The sequence below is a fragment of the Bacillus sp. RC251 genome, assembly GCF_044908765.1.
Taxonomy (GTDB): domain Bacteria; phylum Bacillota; class Bacilli; order Bacillales; family Bacillaceae_G; genus Bacillus_A; species Bacillus_A wiedmannii.
The window spans coordinates 1,246,624-1,265,446 of record NZ_JBIYDP010000001.1; the positions used below are offsets into that span (position 1 = coordinate 1,246,624).

The window sequence follows — 18,823 nt, forward strand, 5'->3', positions numbered from 1 at the left end:
GAACGAACATAACACCTAGAATGACAGATGGGGTGGTACAAATAGAAAAGAAGTTAGGTTTTTTTCCATTAATTGCATTAGTAGTCGGAACGATGGTTGGTGGCGGTGTTTTTAGTTTACCGCATGATTTAGCAGTAGGAGCGAATAGCGGCTCTATAATAATTGGTTGGTGTATTACAGCGATGGGAATGATTCCACTCGCGCTCGTATATCAAACGTTAGCAAGACAAAAACCGGAGCTTGAGGGCGGAATTTATAGTTATGCACGTGCTGGTTTCGGAGAATATATCGGATTTAACAGTGCTTGGGGATATTGGCTAGCGGGAATTTTAGGAAACGTTGCAACAATCATGTTACTATTTAGTACATTAGGTTATTTCTTCCCCATTTTTAAAGGTGGAAATAATGTTGCGTCTATCGTAGGAGCATCACTTTTATTATGGACACTTCATTTTCTAATTTTATTTGGAATTCGTGAAGCATCTATTATGAATGTTATTGCAACGATAGGGAAATTAGTTCCAATCGTATTATTTATTGTTGTAATGGTAACAGCGTTTCGCTGGGATACATTTACACATGATTTTTGGGGAGAAGGAACTATATCAGTTTCCTCTATACTTGGTCAGGTGAAAAATACAATGCTTGTAACTCTTTGGGTTTTCATTGGGGTTGAAGGAGCGGTTGTATTATCTGGTAGAGCGAAAAATAGCCGAGATGTTGGTAAAGCGACAGTACTTGGACTTATTTTAGTAATGTCTATTTATATTTTAATTTCTGTCTTGTCTATGGGAGCGATGACAAGAGGAGAGCTTTCCGTGTTAGAAACCCCGTCAATGGGACATGTATTAGAACATGTTGTTGGGACATGGGGCGCCGTTGCGATTAACATTGGGTTAGTTGCTTCACTTGTAGGTACATTAATAGGCTGGTTTTTACTTGTTTCTGAAATTTCCCACGTAGCAGGAAAAGATGGCGTGTTTCCGAAAGTCTTTACGAAAACAAATAAAAAACAAACGCCACATATGGCATTATGGATTTCAAATGGCGTTGCCCAAATTATATTTATAATCGTTCTGTTTTCAGAATCAACATATCAAATTATGTATTTTATTGCTTCAACATCAATTTTAGTACCATATTTATTATCAGCGTTATTCCAATTTAAATTAGTTATTACAAACGAACTAAAAGATGCAAAAGTAAAAAACGGCTCGTTAGCTTTAATTGCTTCTACTTATTCTGTATGGCTTCTATATGCAGCAGGTTTGAAAAATTTATTACTTGTTTCAATCGTGTATGGAATTGGGATTATTGTTTACATGTATGCAAGAAAAGAAAAAGGAAATCGTTGTTTTAAAGGTATTGAGAGATATGTAATGTGGGCAATTGTTATCGCAGCTATCACATCACTTTATATGTTATTAACTGGAAATATAAAAATGTAAAAGTCCTTTTAAAAAAAGGGCTTTTTTCTTTGTCTAGAGAATATTTAATACATAAGATATTCAGGAGGGATGAAAATGGAAGAAAAAGAACAGTTAACCAGAATTGTTGATTTAGCGAGTGAAGTAAGGAAAGTATTAGTGCAAGAATCCTTTTTTAATCATCATCCTGAACTACGAGGAGTGATTGAAAATTTAGCGAGTGCTGTAGAGAATTTGGCGGAATTACAGCAAAATACAGATGAAAACGCTGAAGATCGATTACGATATGTACTTGCTAAAATGAAAATTGCTCATAATGCCATTTTACAAGAGAAAAAAGCATTTCCATCTCATTAATATACGTTTTAATTTTGAACCTGGCGGATAACGTCAGGTTTTTTGTTTCTAGTTTTTCGTTTCTTTCATACACTAAGAATAGTATGAAAAAAAGAAGGTGACGAAGGTGAGATTACATAAAGCTCTTCAGCCAAGTTTTATAAAAAGAATGTACTATATGAGGTTTATCGGAAAGTTTACAAAAGCAGAGAGAGAGAAGAATGGAGAGAACTTCTTTGTACAATGCCTATCGCCAATACCATTCACGTTACAAGAGCAATTAAAAAATGAACCATACGTATTTGAAGGTTTATGTAGCAATAAAAAGAATGAAAAAGTCTTTTCGGAATTAAAGAAAAGAAAATTAGAAAAGCAATTGGTTATGTTTCGTCTCTATTATGAAAGAGGACATATATACGTGGAGTTAATTTGTGCAGAAGAACCACAAGAAATGGCCAATGGCTATAAAATGATTCCAGTACCTAAAGTTTCCGAATACAAAAAAGGAGAGTCTTTAGAAAGAAAACTTGGAAATGGCTATTTGTCATTTCTAATGCCAAAATATCCGAAAGACTTTGAGCCTCCCGAATTATTGTGGCACGATGGAAGGTTATATGGAAATATATCTTTAAAGTCATCATCAATTAGTTCAATCGCATATTTTGAACAGCAGCGGGAATGTAAGTATATAGACTTAAATGACTGGATGAAGTATGTGGAAATAACGGTAGAAGATCAATTGTATTTTGTAAGCAATCACATGTATGAGCAATTAAAAAAACGAATGACTGAAGAAGGTAAGCATGTAGAAGTAGAGGAAATAAAAGTGCACAAGGATGAATGGGAATGGGATGAGCGTGAATCCGTCTTTTTACAGTATGTAAAAAGTTTTGTACGTAATAAAGGGCTATATTTGGATGAAACGGACATTTATAATTTCCATATAAGTGCGAAAACAAATATGTTGACGATTCTAGGTGGTATACCAGGCGCTGGGAAATCTCGATTTGTGCAAGCTTATGCAGAAGCACTTGGATTACAGTATGGGGAAGAATTGGTTTGGATTCCGATTTCACCATCGTATCAAGAACCACATGATTTACTTGGTTACCTTCACCCAAATGGTACTTTTATTGAAAGTGAAACAAAATTAGTTAGGGCGTTAATGAAGGCAAAAGAAAATCAAAATCAACTATATATAATCGTTTTTGATGAAATGAATATGTCACATATTGAGCATTGGTTTACTCCATTTCTATCTGTTCTTCAACTTGAAAAACAAAACCGTATTCTAAATTTGTATGAAGGTGTACAAGAAAAAGAAAATCCAATTCCATCAACGATTGAAATTGGTGAAAATATTATATTTGTAGGTACAGTAAATTTTGATGAAACAACGAAAGAACTCTCAGATCGATTATTAGATCGGACGAATTTAATAACGTTACAAAAGATTCCGTTTTGTGAGATGTGTATGGAACAAGAGAAAATTGTATTACAACCACCTTTGAAAGTAACTGCAGGAGAATTTCGTATAAGCTGGGTCAGGAATAAAGCGATGATTGAGGTGTTTTCTGAAGAAGAGTTAGAACTATTAGATAAGTTACATGTTGTATTGTCATCACATGATATGTCAAAGGGAATTTCATTTCGATGTGCAAACGCAATCGCTACTTACTTGCAAAATATACCGTTCCAAAATAATCATTCCTATATGATCAGTAGAGAAGAGGGATTTGATTTACAAATCAAGCAACGTGTATTGACGAAAATAAGAGGTACTGAAATGATGGTTGGGTCTTTACTTTCTGAAGACGTAAAAAGGGGGGCGACATTACTACCTCTTTTGCAATCGCCACTTGCAAGCAGAGTATCTACATTTGAACACTCTTTAGCATATATAAGAGAAAAGCGTAGAGAACTGGAGCTGTATGGCTATGCAAAATGAAGGGCGATATGAAACAGAAATCGTTGATACGAAAGAAACACTCCCTTTTGTATTAAAGTTAATCATTGGAACTGAGGCGAAGGGGGAATATATTTTATTAAATCGTCTTTGTACATCTACTACAGCATTAGTTCAATGTATTTATAAAGTACAAGAATTAAAACCAATTAGATTGCATTACCATTATGAAAGTCCAATGAATATTACTTTTATATGGAATAAAGTATATGAGGGACAGAAAAATATAAAAGAGTCAAAATATGAAATAAATGAAAAAAAACAAAAGGTATTAATATATGAACATGGAAAAACGGAATTCTTTTATCCATGGCGTTGTGGATTATATCATTTTGAAGTGAATATAGAAGATAGAACATATTATGGCGCATTTCAAATCGTTCCCAAAAATTTTTTTGATGATCAATTTGAAATGATTCAAAACTATGTAAAGTCAATTTTGAATGAGTTGATTTTAGATAGAGGTTATTATAAAAAGACTTTCTCTGCACTTAGTGATATTGAAGATTCTTCTTATTTAGTGTTACTTAGAAAGTTGCCGCAAAAAATGAAAAAGATAAAGCAAATTTTTAAGAAAATAGAATCGAGTTCAAAATTTATACATGAATATAAATGGGAAGAAAAAGAGCGGAAAGCAACGAGAAAAGGAGCCATAGTGGCGGAAAGAAAACCGTATGCAAAATATTATAATCGTAAGTTTATAGAACAAAAAAATAGTAAGGAAAATGCATTTCTTAAATTTAAAGCGATGCAATTTTATTTCTATTTACTTGAAGCTGAAAGTTTTTTGCGTCAAACAATTGAAATATTAGAAAGAGCAAAAAGGAAGAAATCAGAAGAATTTCAAGCTGTAAAAACGATTATACAAACAATTGAGCGTAATGGATCAGTGACCGATAGAGAGAAACAAAAATATAAAAATATTCATTTACTAAAAGAGGCGGATTTGCGAAAAAGCTCTATGAAGATACAAGAATATAAAATATTAGCGCACTTTGTACATGAAAGTGTACAATACTTTCAAACTTTAATGCATTCTCCATTTTGGAGAGAAGTTTCCGAAACAGGTAACATGTACTCACATAATTTACCGATACCACATCAACAACTACTACAGCATTTAGATGTACTTCCACAATATACAGAACAATCTCCATCTTTATTATTTGTTTATAAACCAACATTTTTAGTGTATGAATATTACGCTTTTTTTATCGTTATTTCCATGTTAGAGCAAATTGGTTTTGAGGCTAGAAATTCCATTCGTGAACAAATTCAAGAACATTTTTATGTAGATGGATTACAGGATGGAACGACAGTAGTTTTACACCGAGATGATATTAGAGTACATGTCGCATTTAATGATTTAATTGAAACTCATCCCCTTATTGCATTAAGTAAAGGGAGTAATTTTTATAATGGAGAAGATACGAAGAAGCCAGACATTCGCTTAGACTGTTATGTAAAGGAAGAAGGAAAATACGTATATCAATCTTCTATTATTATTGAAGTGAAGTATAGCCCAATGTACAACATTTTTCAGCACGTTGGAAATACGAAGGCAACTGAGCAAATGTATAAGTACTGGTCTATAAAATATGTAGAAGAACAGGATGGAAAGAGAGTCTATTATCGAAGGGCCATTTATGAAGTTATTTGTGTATATCCAGGAAGTCATATGCATAGTAAAAAAATTGAGTCTGGATGTGGTGTGTTCTTGCAATTATATCCATATAAAACGAAACAAGGGGAAGAGAAATTAGCCGGAAAACATGGAATGGTACAAATTTTTGAGAAGTGGTTAAAAAGCATGAAGAAGTAAAAAAATCCTTTTTTATAAAGGATTTTTTTAGATTAAGAAGAAATATATGCTGTATGGAAGACAGCTTTATACGATTTGAATTTGTAAGTAATATAAATATATTGTTAGAAGAACGGTACATGAGGGATAAAAGACGATTAAGATGGAATTTAATTCGTTTTGCAGAATATAATAAGTCATAAATATTTTTAGTTGCATACGAAGATTTGTTCTTATATGATAGATAGTGAAAGCGTTATCAAAAACAGAGCGGCGATGGGAAAGGCGGGTAAATATGTTCCAGCGTGTTCAAACAAAAGAAGAACATTTTTGGTTCGAGCAACTATGGGGAGATTTTTGTGAAGAAAGAAACTTAATGTTCGTAGAACGTAATTTAAATCCATCACGATTTTTATTAATAGAAGATGAACATCATATTGGTACAGTAGAATGTATTAAGTATACGGAACCAGAGCAATCGAATTCTGAGTTTTTCTATCCGTTTTCTAAAAATGATCTAGTGAAAGATTTGAAAAATGTGTATGAAATAGGCAAGTTGAGTATTGCGAAAACGTCTCGTGGGAGAGGACACTTCAAAAGACTAACAGCTATTTTATTTATGCATGCATTAGAAACGAAAGCAGAATGGTATATTGCAGCAGTGACAAAAAGAATGTATATGTATTTATTAACACTCGGTTTCCCAATTGAACCGGTAGATAAGCCATTTCAGTTTCATGATACTTTACAAGGTGTACCAGTGCGAATTCATGCCCGAAAAGGGGCTACGCATTTGTATTCTTTAAAAGAATTTCGAGATGTGATTCAAGGGAATGCTCATGCACAGGCATTAATCGCAGAATACAGTAAGAATATTATGTTAACAAAATAAAGCGAAATGAATATGTATAATAAAGAGAATACTATTTTAATATGAAGTCATTCTTCATGAAAAAAGACCCTTATTATTTTAATAAGGGTCTAAAAATTATAATCCAAATATACTAAAAATCATTTTGCGGCGCTTCGGCTTCTTTTCTCGTTCATATGTTGGTTTTGAATCGGGAGTAATATATATTGGTTCTTCTTTCTTCAGGGAAGCTTCTAGCTTTTGAATTCGCTCTAACATTTCTTCCATTTCACGGCGATGTTGTAAAAGTTGGTACGTAACAACATCATTTGCCTTATCTTGCATTTGTTCTTCCATTCGATCTAGCCTTCGCGTAATAGTGTTTAATTGAGCTGCTAATTGCTCAAATTCATGTGATGATTTGTCTTGAACAATTGTATTTACTTGAGTTTTTAATTCTTCAACATCATTTGATGATGTTTTTTGAGTAGGGTGAGAGTTTTGAGACTGCTCTATTTGTGAAAGATGGAATTCTAACATTTGATCTAAATCTTCTTGTGTGAAAATAAAGTGACCATATTTATTTTTTTCTATCGTAAGATTTAATTGTTGTGCAATCCGGACAACAGCCTTTGGGCTAACACCTAATTTTTTTGCGATAAATGGTGTTTTATATTCCAAAATAATCCCTCCTATATATATCCTGTTGAATGATTTCGATCTATGAAGGAAGTTCCCTTCTAGTGTGACAAAAGAAGTGTGGAATCGGCAAAGAAAGTGTTTTTTCACGAAATGAACCTGTGAAGAATATATCGTTTATATAAAATGTTTTATCTTAAGATTTAGAACTATTTGACTAAGGGAAATGAATTAGATTATCATAATGATAAATATCTTTTTTATGTATGCATATAATATATAAAAAGGTGGTTGCTAATGTAGAATTTTGTTAGAGTATTAGAATGCTTACTTCACTTGAATAAAATTAAGTAGGAGGTGGCTTCCTTGCTTACAATGTAAGTAAGGAGAAGTATTTGGACATATATAGTATAAGTATAGTGATTGTTTTAATTGCCTTAACGGCATTTTTCGTCGCAGCAGAATTTGCAATTGTTAAAGTGCGAAGTTCACGAATTGACTATTTAATTGCAGAAGGAAATAATCGCGCAACATCTGTCAAAACAGTCATTACAAACTTAGACGAATATTTATCTGCTTGTCAGCTAGGAATAACAGTTACAGCTCTGGGGATTGGGTGGTTTGGTAAACCGGCGTTAAAGCAAATGTTTGACACGCTTTTTGTAAATTTGAACATTTCTACTCAACTAGCAGACATTTTTGCTGTAATTTTAGTGTTTTTGTTTATTACATTTTTACATGTTGTAGTAGGGGAATTGGCCCCAAAAACATTCGCGATTCAAAAAGCTGAACAAGTGAGTTTGTTTGTTGCTAAACCGTTAATTTTCTTTTATCGTATGGCGTTTCCATTTATTTGGCTATTAAATGGATCAGCCCGAATTATTACGAAGTTGTTAGGGCTGAAACCACCGAAAGGGCACGATGAGGTTCATTCAGAAGAAGAATTACGGTTGTTAGTTTCAGAAAGTTACAAAAATGGAGAGATTAATCAATCTGAATATAAATATGTAAATAAAATTTTTGAATTTGATGATCGTATAGCGAAAGAAATAATGGTACCCCGAACTGAGATGCATATTATAAGTAAAGAAATGCCTGCTGAAGAAGCTTTGCAAAAAATGTCTCGGGAAAAATATACGAGATATCCAGTTGTAGATGGGGACAAAGATCACGTAATAGGCTTTGTAAACTTTAAAGATATTTTCACAGATTTTGTGCAGCATAATGCAGTAAGTAATAAGAAAGTAGAGCAATATATTAGGCCAATCATTTTAGTTATCGACTCTATCCCAATACACGACTTATTTTTAAAAATGCAAAAAGAAAGAACGCATATTGCTATATTGATAGATGAATATGGTGGTACGTCTGGACTTGTTACAGTTGAAGACATTTTAGAAGAAATAGTGGGAGATATTCAAGATGAGTTTGATACGGATGAACAGCCAGAAATTCAACAAGTTAGTGAAACGAAAACAATACTAGAGGGAAAAGTACTTGTTAGTGAAGTGAATACGTTATTAGGTTTAACAATTGATGATAATGGTGTTGATACAATCGGTGGTTGGATTTTAACGAAGAATATAGAAATTGCTGAAGAGGATTTCATTGAAATTGAAAATTATAAGTTTTGTGTAAAAGAATTAGATGGACACTATATAAAGAGATTAGAAGTTACAAAAACTGTAGAATCAATTGTTATTTTAGAAGATGAAAAACAAATTTCATTTCAAGAACAAATTAGTTCGTAGACTCTGCTATATGGCAGGGTTTTTTTGAGCATAATATTTTTGGCAGAATAAGGGCTATGATACAATGGCATAAGCCAGACCTTTCACTAGGTGAAATGTTTTTGTATACATATATTTGGAAGGGGAAGAGTTATGAAAAAGCATTTATATATAAATGGAGATTGGAAGTCTGTAAACACTTATAAACCATTATACGCACCATATTCTGAAGAAACGTTAGCGGAAATTGCACAAGGAACGGAAGAAGATGTACAAGAGGCTGTTACTGCTGCAAAAAATGCAATGAAAAAAATGAATACATTATCTGCATATGATCGTGCGACTATTTTAGAGAAGGTTGCACAAAAAATGGATGAAAGAAGAGAAGAATTTGCAGAGATTATTGCAAAAGAGGCTGCAAAACCAATTCGTGCTGCGAGGGGAGAAGTAGATCGTACCGTTCAGACATACAAATTTGCAGCGGAAGAAGCGAAGCGTATATACGGCGAGACACTGCCACTTGATGCAGCACCTGGTGCAGATGGGCGTATTGCATACACAATACGAAAACCGATAGGGGTTATAGGAGCTATTACACCATTTAATTTCCCATTAAATTTAGTGGCACATAAAGTCGGCCCTGCAATTGCTGCCGGAAATACAGTTGTGTTAAAACCAGCTGATCAAACACCATTATCGTCTTACGCATTAGTTGAATTATTTGAAGAGGCAGGATTGCCAAAAGGAGCTTTAAATATTATTTCTGGTCCCGGTTCAACTGTAGGTGAGGCGATAGTTACAAATGATGATGTTGCTTCCATTACTTTTACGGGAAGTCCGAAAGTTGGAATTGGAATTAAGGCAAAGGCTGGGTTAAAGCGAGTTACGTTGGAACTGGGATCAAATGCTGCTGTTATTATTGATGAAGATGTAGAATTAACAGATGAAGTAATTGAACGTGTAAAATGGGGAGCATATGTAAACAATGGACAAGTTTGTATTTCGGTACAACGTGTTTTTGTACATGAAAAGAGAATGGATGAATTTCTTTCAAAGCTAAAGATAGCGATGGAAACAGTTATTGTTGGTGATCCATTGCTGGAAGAAACGGACGTATCGGCTTTAATTTCGAAAAAAGATGTAGAGCGAATAGAAATGTGGGTGCAAGAAGCTATTAAGGAAGGTGCTACTGTTTTATACGGTGGTAAGAAACGTGATGCAAGGATTTTTGAACCAACTGTATTAACAAATGTTCCAGAGTATGTATCTGTTCAGTGCCAAGAAGTATTTGGTCCACTCATGACAGTAAATACATTTAAAGAATTTGATGAGGCAATTGAGCAAGTAAATCATTCACGTTATGGTCTACAAGCAGGTGTGTTTACAAATAATTTGTTTAAAGCAATGCGTGCAATTGATGAGCTAGAGGTTGGTGGTGTCATGATTAATGATATTCCAACGTTTAGGGTAGATCATATGCCTTACGGTGGTGTTAAGGAAAGTGGTACGGGGCGTGAAGGAATTAAATATGCAATAGAAGAAATGACAGAAATGAAATTAGTGTGTATTAAAAAATAAAGTAGAGCGAGCTTAAATATCCTAATAAAAAACGAGCTGGAAATGTTTACGATTCCATACTCGTTTTTTTATTGTTTGTTTTACGTTTCTCGGAACGATTTAATTTAACCAAGTGTACCTTTTACTTCATTTCTTGTTTGAAAATAGCATCTTCTACATAAATTTGTTCTTTGTCAACAGCAGTGCTATGAGATAATACTAAACCGATTGGTGTTTCTATGCCTTTATTTTGAACAATTGTAAAAGGAACATTTTTTTCATTTGCTAATTTAATGTATTTTGATAAATGTGGGTAAGCAATGCCACCATTTAGGAATATTTGTAATGATTGAGAAGAGCGCATGCTACTAGCTACTTCAGAATATACATTACTTTGCATTACTTGACCGATAGTTAAAGCGATTTCTACACGCTCACGTAACGTAGTTAAATACATATTACGTTCTTCTGGTTTGTTCTGCTTTTGGCCGTAAATGCCTTCTTGGAGATAATCTTCCACATTTTTATTTACCATATTTTTCACACCTTTCATTTTCTATTGTACGAAAGAATGAAGCAGGATGCAAAAAAAGTCGCATCGAATGTAAAAAACTTTGAATGAAAGGAAGGAAAATGGAATGTATCAATCTAAACAATTAATAAGGACATTAAAAATTTTATCAACACATATTAACAAAATGTGACAATAATCTATTAACGAATCGCATTTTTTGTGTTAATATTCAAAATATAAAGGGTGTTCGTCGCATGGAAATGGAGGGAATGGGGGTTTTTCCAATCGATAAGGATATTAAAGAAGTATTTTGTTCGCACTTGAAAAACAACAGGCACCAATTCGTTGAGAACTGGAAAAACAAAATGATAATTTCCGATAAAGATCCATTTAAACTAGAAGCAGTTCAAAATGGAGAGGATTTATTAGAGTTAATTATCGAACTTACTATGGAAGAAAAAGATATAGATTATCTTCAGCCATTATGCGAGAAAATTGCTATTGAACGTGCAGGGGCAGATGCGAATATTGGAGACTTTGTTTATAATGCAAATGTGGGAAGAAATGAACTTTTCGAAGCGATGTGTGAATTAGATGTTAGCGCACGTGAATTGAAACCGATTATGGCCCAAATACATACTTGTTTTGATAAATTAATTTATTATACTGTTTTAAAATACTCGGAAATTATATCAAAAAATTTAGAGGAAAAACAGCAATATATTAATGAAACACATAAAGAAAGGCTGACGATTTTAGGGCAAATGTCAGCAAGTTTTGTACATGAATTCCGTAACCCACTCACTTCAATTATGGGGTTTGTTAAATTATTAAAGGCAGATCATCCAAGTTTATCTTATTTAGATATTATTTCGCATGAATTAGACCAATTAAATTTTCGTATTTCGCAATTTTTACTCGTATCGAAAAAAGAAATGTGGAATAAATCAGAACAATTTTGGCTTAATGATTTGTTTCAAGATATTATACAGTTCTTATATCCGAGTTTGGTCAATGCAAATGTTTCGATTGAAAAGAATTTACCGTATCCAATTCCACTTGTTGGCTATCGGAGTGAAGTGAGACAAGTATTTTTAAATATATTAATGAACTCAATTGACGCTCTAGAATCAATGAAAGAAGAGCGGAAAATTATCATTGATGTATTTGAAGAAGATCAATCGATTCGAATTGTGATAAAAAATAATGGGCCAATGATTCCAGCTGAAAGTGTAGAAATGATTTTCGAACCATTTGTAACTACTAAAAAGTTAGGAACTGGTATTGGATTATTTGTATGTAAACAAATTGTAGAAAAACATAATGGGTCCATCATGTGCCGTTCAGATAACGAATGGACAGAATTTCAAATTGTATTTCAAAAATAAACAGTCTACACCAAATGAATGGTGTAGACTGTTTTAATTCGTAAGTATAACGGCTTCTAATTTAGGATTTTTAGTTGAATAACCTAAAAGTGAAATTGTATATATGATGTTCGGTTCGACTTTGAAATTCGGTATAGTTAGTAAGACGCTGGGATTATCGGCGAGTGAAACTTCAATATCTGCTGTACCAGGACTAACTTCCAAAAAATCTGTTATTTGTTTAAAGAGTACATTTTCAAATAAATGATCTCCACCTTTTAAATCTACATTTACAACAGGGGTATCTGGAGAAAAATGTGCAAAGCGTATTTTTGCTTGACCAGCTGGTAAATGTGTATTATCAAGCATAGGTTGTAATTGTAGATGATTGTCACTATTTATTGCGGCAAAAGTATAAGTGTGATTCCCCATTATTGGTACTAAAGCTGAAAAGATGGGAGTTTCATTTCCAACAGGGACAATATCTATACGGTATTTACCTTGCACTAATGTTAAATAGGGACTAAATTGTTTAAATGAAATATTTTTAATAACCTTTTGCCCGTTTACTAAAATGTCAACCGCAGGTGTATTGGAAGCAGAGTGAAAAAAACGTATGTGTGACGGTAAAGCAGCTTCTTGTGAATCTCTTTTTTCATACGCCTGTACAAGTTTCGTAAGCGCATCGTAATATTTCATATATAGTTCTACATATTTTTTCGGATTTTTAAATTGATAGTAACGAGCGAGCTGTTCGTAACGTGCAGCTTCTTGTCCATATTTTTCGATTTCAGATTGAGACATGAATATTCCTCCTTTGTCATCATTAAAACTATATGCTTAACAAGAAAGAGGTTATGCGAAAAAATTGTTTTTTGAAGGAGAAAAGTTGAAAATTAATAAAGAGTATTGCTTATGGATAAGTGTTTTTTAGGCGAAAGAGCCTTATAATTTTCTAGAGTATACAGCAATATATCATCTATGTTGGATGATGATATACCGATTACAATGTATATTTCGAAATAAAAAATCTTAAGAGCGTATGAAGTAACACATCGAAAACATGTCCAAAAATCCTTAGGAAACTAGGGATTTTTTTAATAATGGGCAAATACACATACAAAGTGATAATTGTCCTACATAAATTATAAAGGAAAGGTAGTTTAAACATAAGGAAAGGAATAAAATATTGGGATGGGGATATCCAAAAAGGAATTGTGAATGGAGTTATGGACGATTTTGTGCTTTACGATGTAGGATGAATTTTGAATTTGTAACATTATTTTTTCTATTTACGTTAGCAAGTGGCAATATTAACCGATAAAAGAGCGTCGTGCCGAACTGATTAATGTGGTTAATCGGTTCTTTTTTTATTGTATAAAACGGAGGAGAATGTATGTGAAATATAGGTTTCTATAAAAATAATTGCTATGCATTTAGTAGGATTAATTGTCGATATTTGTTTGAAAATATGCAATATAAAGTAGGAGAATAGGAAGGAGTTTAAAGGGAGTTTCGTCGAAGTTTACACAATGTCGGCAATTTAGGGAAGCTGATATTATTTTAAGAAAATATGTAGTGAAGCGTTTATTTTATATAAAGGAGGGTTATTGGAGCGTATAGATAAGGGTTGGTCTTCGTTTTAAGTTCTGAATTTTCTGTTTTTGAAATTAATATTTAGCACTCATTTGTATATTTTATAATAGTTTTTTGATAAAATCACTGCTTTCGCAGAGGGTTCTTTTTTATGAAAGAAACGTCAATTTTCTTCATATATATATACAAATTGGAGAAATGGGGGAGCGCTATGCGCGATTACTTAATTAAACCACTTGTTGGTCAGCCGTATCCAATGATTTCACATGGAAAAGGTGTGTATTTGTATGATCAAAACGGAAATAAATATTTTGATGGCTCGTCAGGGGCAATTACGGCAGGTATTGGGCATGGCGTAAAGGAGATTGCAGATGTTATAAAAAAGCAAGCAGAGGAGATTGCTTTCGTTTATAGATCACAGTTTACGAGTGAACCAGCTGAAAAATTAGCGAAGAAATTAAGCGATTTAAGTGTAGGAGATTTGAACTGGAGCTTTTTTGTGAATAGTGGTACGGAAGCAAATGAAACAGCTATGAAAATTGCAATCCAGCATTTTCAAGAGCGAGGTATTCAAGGGAAGCATAAAATTTTGTCACGATGGATGAGTTATCACGGTATTACGATGGGAGCCTTATCAATGTCTGGGCATCCACTGCGCAGACAACGTTTCGTGTCAATTTTAGAAGATTATCCAACTATTCCAGCTCCATATTGTTTTAGATGTCCGGTGCAAAAGGTATATCCAACTTGTCAGCTTGCTTGTGCGACTGAACTAGAAAGATCAATTGAAAGAATTGGTGCAGAACATATCGCAGCTTTTATCGCTGAACCGATTATCGGAGCAGCTGGAGGCGCAGTCGTTCCGCCGAAAGAATATTATAAAGTCATTAAAGATATTTGCAGTCATTACGATATTTTATTTATTGCTGATGAAGTAATGACAGGGCTTGGTCGTACTGGCGCATGGTTTGCGATGGAGCATTGGGGTGTAGAACCGGATATTATGACTCTTGGTAAAGGTTTAGGAGCTGGATATACACCGATGGCAGCGACGATTGTAAGTGACCGTGTTATGGAGCCAATTTTACGTGGATCGCGTTCTGTAATGAGTGGGCATACGTTAAGTGCAAATCCATTATCTGCAGCAACAGCTCTAGCTGTTATTGAATATATGGAGAAACATAATCTACCTGAAAAAACAGCAGAAAAGGGAGAGTATTTAATAAAAGGACTACAGAAAGTTCAGCAACAATCGACAATCATTGCTGATGTGCGCGGAAAAGGGTTGCTGATTGGAGTAGAATTGCAACCGTTTACAAAAGCGTCGGAACTTATTTCGGTTGCAGCTAAAAATGGTCTTCTTTTATACCAAGCTGTTTCAGGGCAAGCAGGAAAAGAAGATAGTGCACTGCTTGTAGCACCGCCGATGACAACTACATATTCCGAGTTAGATGAATTACTTTCAATTTTTGCAAAAAGTGTAGAAGAAATGATGCAAAAAGGAGGGCATAGTATCGCATGACAACTATTACGAATACATTCGATAAATTAAAAGAGATAGAGGAAGTAATTTCTTTGTTCCACGATGATATGACATTAATGTTTGGAGGATTTGGGGGGATTGGATCCCCTCCATCTTTAATACAGGCGATTTTAGAAAAAGGAGTTACAAATTTAAATTTAATAGGAAATGACACGGGATTTCCTGATGTAGGAATCGGTCGTCTTGTTACGAATGAAAGAGTAAAATCATTAATTACTTCACATATTGGTTCAAATCCAAATGCAGGAAGACAGCTAAACGAAGGAAGGTTACAAATCGAGTTTTCTCCTCAAGGAACATTAGCAGAGCGTATTCGCGCTGGTGGTGTAGGACTTGGAGGTGTATTAGTTGATGTAGGTGTTGATACGATTGTAGAAGAGGGAAAACGTACAGTTGAAATGAATGACAAGACATATTTAGTTGAAACAGCATTAACTTCTGAGGTTGCAATTGTATATGCGAAAAAAGCGGATCCGTTTGGTAATCTTGTGTTTGATAAAAGTGCTCGTAATATGAATCCTCACGTAGCTATGGCAGGGGATATAACGATTGTAGAAGCAGAAGAAATAGTTCCACTTGGAAGTTTAGATCCAGAAGAAATTGTTGTCCCAGGAGTATTTGTAAATTATATCGTACCGTCGGAAGGAGTGAATTGGAAATGGGTATGGGCGTAGAAGTGAGAGATAAGATTGCTAGGCGCGCAGCGAAAGAAATACAAAATGGTATGATTGTAAATTTAGGTATTGGTATACCATCGCTTGTACCGAATCATCTTCCTGACGATATAAACGTTATGTTTCATGCGGAAAATGGAATTGTAGGTATGGGACCTACGCCAAGAAAAGGGAATGAAGACGAAAATTTATGTAACGCAGCAGGTTTACCGACTTCTCTAATTACAGGAGCGAGTTATTTTGATAGTTGCACAGCGTTTGGGATGATTCGAAAAGGTTTATTAGACATAACGATTCTTGGTTCATTACAAGTAAGTGAGAATGGTGATTTAGCGAACTGGATTGTACCAGGAAAACGCGTTCCAGGTATTGGGGGAGCGATGGATTTGGCACAAAAAGCGAAGCGGGTCGTTGTTGTGATGAATCATGTCGATAAGTACGGAAATGCAAAGATTGTTTCGGAGTGTACATTACCATTAACTTCAAAGAAATGTGTAGATGTAATTATTACGGATATGGCAGTTATGGAAGTGACGCAGGGTGGACTCGTTTTACAAGAATTAATGAGTCCATACACAGTGGAAGATATAAAACAACATACAGAAGCTGATTTCAAAATTGGCTCTAACTTACTAGTAATCGAATGAGGGGAGATGTAATATATGGAGCAATTAAAAAAGAAAATTTGTGATTATATCGAGAGTCATGAAGAGGAAAGCGTAAAATTTTTAAAACGATTAATTCAAGAAAAAAGCGTATCTGGTGATGAAAGTGGTGCGCAGGCAATTGTGATTGAAAAATTACGTGAGCTAGGTTTAGATCTTGATATTTGGGAACCTTCATTTTCTAAAATGAAAGATCATCCTTATTTTGTATCACCGCGTACAAGTTTTTCAGATAGCCCGAACATAGTGGCAACTTTAAAAGGAAGTGGCGACGGGAAATCTATGATATTAAATGGACATATTGATGTCGTACCAGAAGGAGATGTGAATCAGTGGGACCATCACCCTTATAGTGGTGAGCAAATAGGGAATCGTATATATGGTCGTGGAACAACGGATATGAAAGGCGGCAATGTCGCACTGATGCTTGCGATGGAAGCTATTATTGAATCTGGTATTGAATTAAAAGGAGATATTTATTTCCAAAGTGTAATTGAAGAAGAAAGTGGCGGGGCAGGAACATTAGCGACTATATTACGAGGATATAAAGCAGATGGTGTCATTATTCCAGAACCAACAAATATGAAGTTTTTCCCGAAACAACAAGGGTCCATGTGGTTTCGTCTACATGTGAAAGGCAAAGCAGCACACGGTGGAACGCGTTATGAAGGAGTAAGTGCAATTGAAAAAAGTATGTTTGTTGTAGATCATTTGAGAAAATTGGAAGTGAAGAGAAATGACCGAATTACAGACCCGTTATTTAAAGGAATCCCCATTCCAATTCCAATTAATATTGGGAAAATTGAAGGTGGGAGTTGGCCAAGTTCTGTTCCTGATTCATTAAATTTAGAAGGAAGATGTGGTATTGCGCCGAATGAGACTATAGAGGCAGCAAAAGAAGAGTTCGAGAATTGGATCGCTGAATTAAATAATGTGGACAATTGGTTTGTTGAAAATCCTGTAGAAGTAGAATGGTTTGGAGCGAGATGGGTTCCTGGTGAACTAGAAGAAAATCATGAGTTAATTACAACACTAGAGCATAACTTTGTTGAAATCGAAGGGAATGAACCGATTATTGAAGCATCTCCGTGGGGGACTGATGGGGGTTTATTTACACAAATCTCAGGTGTACCAACGATAGTATTTGGTCCAGGAGAGACGAAAGTAGCACATTATCCAAACGAATATATAGAAGTTGATAAAATGATAGCTGCCGCAAAAATTATTGCATGTACATTACTAGATTGGTGTGAGGTGAAAAAATGAAATACTATGAATCTTTTAGAGAACAGACGGATGGCTATACAGTAGAAGGCGTTTTAGATTATTTTAATAAACGTATTCGAGTAGACCACTACACAGGAAATATTGAGAGGATTATCCAAACAATTGACGAATTAGCAGAGAAGCATTCTTTCACTAAATGTATTATTAAAGGAAAGGGAGAGCATGTTTCTACATGGCTCTCTTTCGGTTTTTTATTGGAAGCAACAATACCGCATTATTTTCAAGGTCACGATGCATACTTCTTCGTGAAATTTATTAATGATGAAAGACGAAATAGTATTCATTGGGCTGAGGAAGATACCATTTTAAGCGGTGTTAAAGCAAAAGAAGTAAAGGAAAAAATAGTACCAGAGAAATTTTTATTAAGAAAAGCGATAGAAGAGGATGCGGAAGAATTAGCGGCTGTCTTTGGAAAAGTATTTGAAGTTTATCCGACTCCTTTAAACGAAGCGAGTTATGTAAAACAAACGATGAAGGAAGACGATACAATATACTATGTGTACGAATTCGAGGGGAAAATAATTAGTACAGCATCTGCAGAAATGAATATAAAAGAAGGAAATGCAGAATTAACGAATTGTGCTACTTTACCCGAATATCGTAAGCATGGGTTTATGAAAAGTTTACTAATTAAGTTAGAAGAAGAACTGCAAGAAAAATCGATTTTCTGCTCCTATACAATTGCTCGATCGCTTTCTTTCGGAATGAATGCGGCCTTTCATCAGTTAGGTTATACGTATACAGGAAGACTGGCGAACAATTGCTACATTTTCGATAAGCTGGAAGATATGAATATATGGGTGAAAGATTTGTCTAAATAGTACGGTATAAAAAATGGAACGGAATCGTCATGCTTATAATCGCATATAGG

16 protein-coding genes are annotated in these 18,823 nt (G+C 34.3%); 13 read left to right on the forward strand and 3 right to left on the reverse strand.

The window, feature by feature from the left end; all coding sequences use genetic code 11:
- Nucleotides 1-20: 20 nt before the first annotated feature.
- The 5 genes from ABH961_RS06320 (at nucleotide 21) to ABH961_RS06340 (ending at nucleotide 6,422) form a co-directional block, all read left to right on the forward strand.
- The gene (locus ABH961_RS06320; RefSeq protein ID WP_000129474.1) at nucleotides 21-1,448 is read left to right on the forward strand and encodes a basic amino acid/polyamine antiporter; all 1,428 of its coding nucleotides are present in this window, start codon (nucleotides 21-23) and stop codon (nucleotides 1,446-1,448) included.
- Between the two features lie 75 nt (nucleotides 1,449-1,523).
- On the forward strand, nucleotides 1,524-1,784 hold the full coding sequence (locus tag ABH961_RS06325) for a hypothetical protein (RefSeq protein ID WP_000391452.1): 261 nt from the start codon (nucleotides 1,524-1,526) through the stop codon (nucleotides 1,782-1,784).
- 106 nt (nucleotides 1,785-1,890) lie between these two features.
- Complete coding sequence (locus ABH961_RS06330) at nucleotides 1,891-3,711, forward strand: AAA family ATPase (protein ID WP_142330317.1); 1,821 nt, start codon at nucleotides 1,891-1,893, stop codon at nucleotides 3,709-3,711.
- The gene (locus tag ABH961_RS06335) at nucleotides 3,701-5,551 is read left to right on the forward strand and encodes a hypothetical protein (RefSeq protein ID WP_098079524.1); all 1,851 of its coding nucleotides are present in this window, start codon (nucleotides 3,701-3,703) and stop codon (nucleotides 5,549-5,551) included. Before ABH961_RS06330 ends, ABH961_RS06335 begins: the two co-directional genes overlap by 11 nt.
- Before the next feature lie 274 nt (nucleotides 5,552-5,825).
- Nucleotides 5,826-6,422 (forward strand): hypothetical protein, encoded by a 597-nt coding sequence (locus ABH961_RS06340; RefSeq protein ID WP_000487799.1) that lies wholly within the window; start codon nucleotides 5,826-5,828, stop codon nucleotides 6,420-6,422.
- 96 nt (nucleotides 6,423-6,518) lie between these two features.
- Here the strand turns inward: ABH961_RS06340 and racA are convergent, their stop codons facing one another.
- The gene (racA, locus tag ABH961_RS06345) at nucleotides 6,519-7,061 is read right to left on the reverse strand and encodes a chromosome-anchoring protein RacA (protein WP_000456016.1); all 543 of its coding nucleotides are present in this window, start codon (nucleotides 7,059-7,061) and stop codon (nucleotides 6,519-6,521) included.
- Between the two features lie 353 nt (nucleotides 7,062-7,414).
- Between racA and ABH961_RS06350 the strand changes: the two genes are divergently transcribed.
- Both ABH961_RS06350 and ABH961_RS06355 read left to right on the forward strand, forming a co-directional pair.
- Nucleotides 7,415-8,770, forward strand: coding sequence for a hemolysin family protein (locus ABH961_RS06350; RefSeq protein WP_098049325.1), 1,356 nt, complete (start codon nucleotides 7,415-7,417; stop codon nucleotides 8,768-8,770).
- Between the two features lie 132 nt (nucleotides 8,771-8,902).
- Entirely contained in the window at nucleotides 8,903-10,327 is a 1,425-nt protein-coding gene (locus ABH961_RS06355) for an aldehyde dehydrogenase family protein (RefSeq protein WP_048546594.1), read from the forward strand.
- A gap of 121 nt (nucleotides 10,328-10,448) precedes the next feature.
- On the opposite strand, the gene ABH961_RS06360 is transcribed toward ABH961_RS06355, so the two are convergent.
- Complete coding sequence (locus ABH961_RS06360) at nucleotides 10,449-10,841, reverse strand: YueI family protein (RefSeq protein WP_000247570.1); 393 nt, start codon at nucleotides 10,839-10,841, stop codon at nucleotides 10,449-10,451.
- Nucleotides 10,842-11,074: 233 nt separating this feature from the next.
- On the opposite strand from ABH961_RS06360, the gene ABH961_RS06365 reads away from it, so the two are divergent.
- Complete coding sequence (locus ABH961_RS06365; protein ID WP_000425101.1) at nucleotides 11,075-12,208, forward strand: BA2291 family sporulation histidine kinase; 1,134 nt, start codon at nucleotides 11,075-11,077, stop codon at nucleotides 12,206-12,208.
- A 33-nt stretch (nucleotides 12,209-12,241) separates the two neighbouring features.
- Here ABH961_RS06365 and ABH961_RS06370 read toward each other — a convergent pair whose 3' ends face one another.
- A complete protein-coding gene (locus tag ABH961_RS06370) occupies nucleotides 12,242-12,991 on the reverse strand; it encodes a DUF4397 domain-containing protein (RefSeq protein WP_098642971.1) in 750 nt (249 codons plus the stop codon).
- A gap of 1,003 nt (nucleotides 12,992-13,994) precedes the next feature.
- On the opposite strand from ABH961_RS06370, the gene ABH961_RS06375 reads away from it, so the two are divergent.
- Genes ABH961_RS06375 through ablB form a run of 5 tightly spaced genes read left to right on the forward strand, consistent with a single transcriptional unit; the run spans nucleotide 13,995 to nucleotide 18,773 of the window.
- The gene (locus ABH961_RS06375; RefSeq protein ID WP_001205889.1) at nucleotides 13,995-15,305 is read left to right on the forward strand and encodes an aspartate aminotransferase family protein; all 1,311 of its coding nucleotides are present in this window, start codon (nucleotides 13,995-13,997) and stop codon (nucleotides 15,303-15,305) included.
- Complete coding sequence (gene atoD / locus ABH961_RS06380) at nucleotides 15,302-16,000, forward strand: acetate CoA-transferase subunit alpha (RefSeq protein ID WP_098631334.1); 699 nt, start codon at nucleotides 15,302-15,304, stop codon at nucleotides 15,998-16,000. Before ABH961_RS06375 ends, atoD begins: the two co-directional genes overlap by 4 nt.
- Complete coding sequence (locus ABH961_RS06385; RefSeq protein ID WP_048546596.1) at nucleotides 15,985-16,647, forward strand: CoA transferase subunit B; 663 nt, start codon at nucleotides 15,985-15,987, stop codon at nucleotides 16,645-16,647. Before atoD ends, ABH961_RS06385 begins: the two co-directional genes overlap by 16 nt.
- Before the next feature lie 15 nt (nucleotides 16,648-16,662).
- Nucleotides 16,663-17,931, forward strand: coding sequence for a peptidase (locus tag ABH961_RS06390; protein WP_075311881.1), 1,269 nt, complete (start codon nucleotides 16,663-16,665; stop codon nucleotides 17,929-17,931).
- Nucleotides 17,928-18,773, forward strand: coding sequence for a putative beta-lysine N-acetyltransferase (gene ablB, locus ABH961_RS06395; protein WP_098079530.1), 846 nt, complete (start codon nucleotides 17,928-17,930; stop codon nucleotides 18,771-18,773). Before ABH961_RS06390 ends, ablB begins: the two co-directional genes overlap by 4 nt.
- The last annotated feature ends 50 nt before the right edge of the window (nucleotides 18,774-18,823 follow it).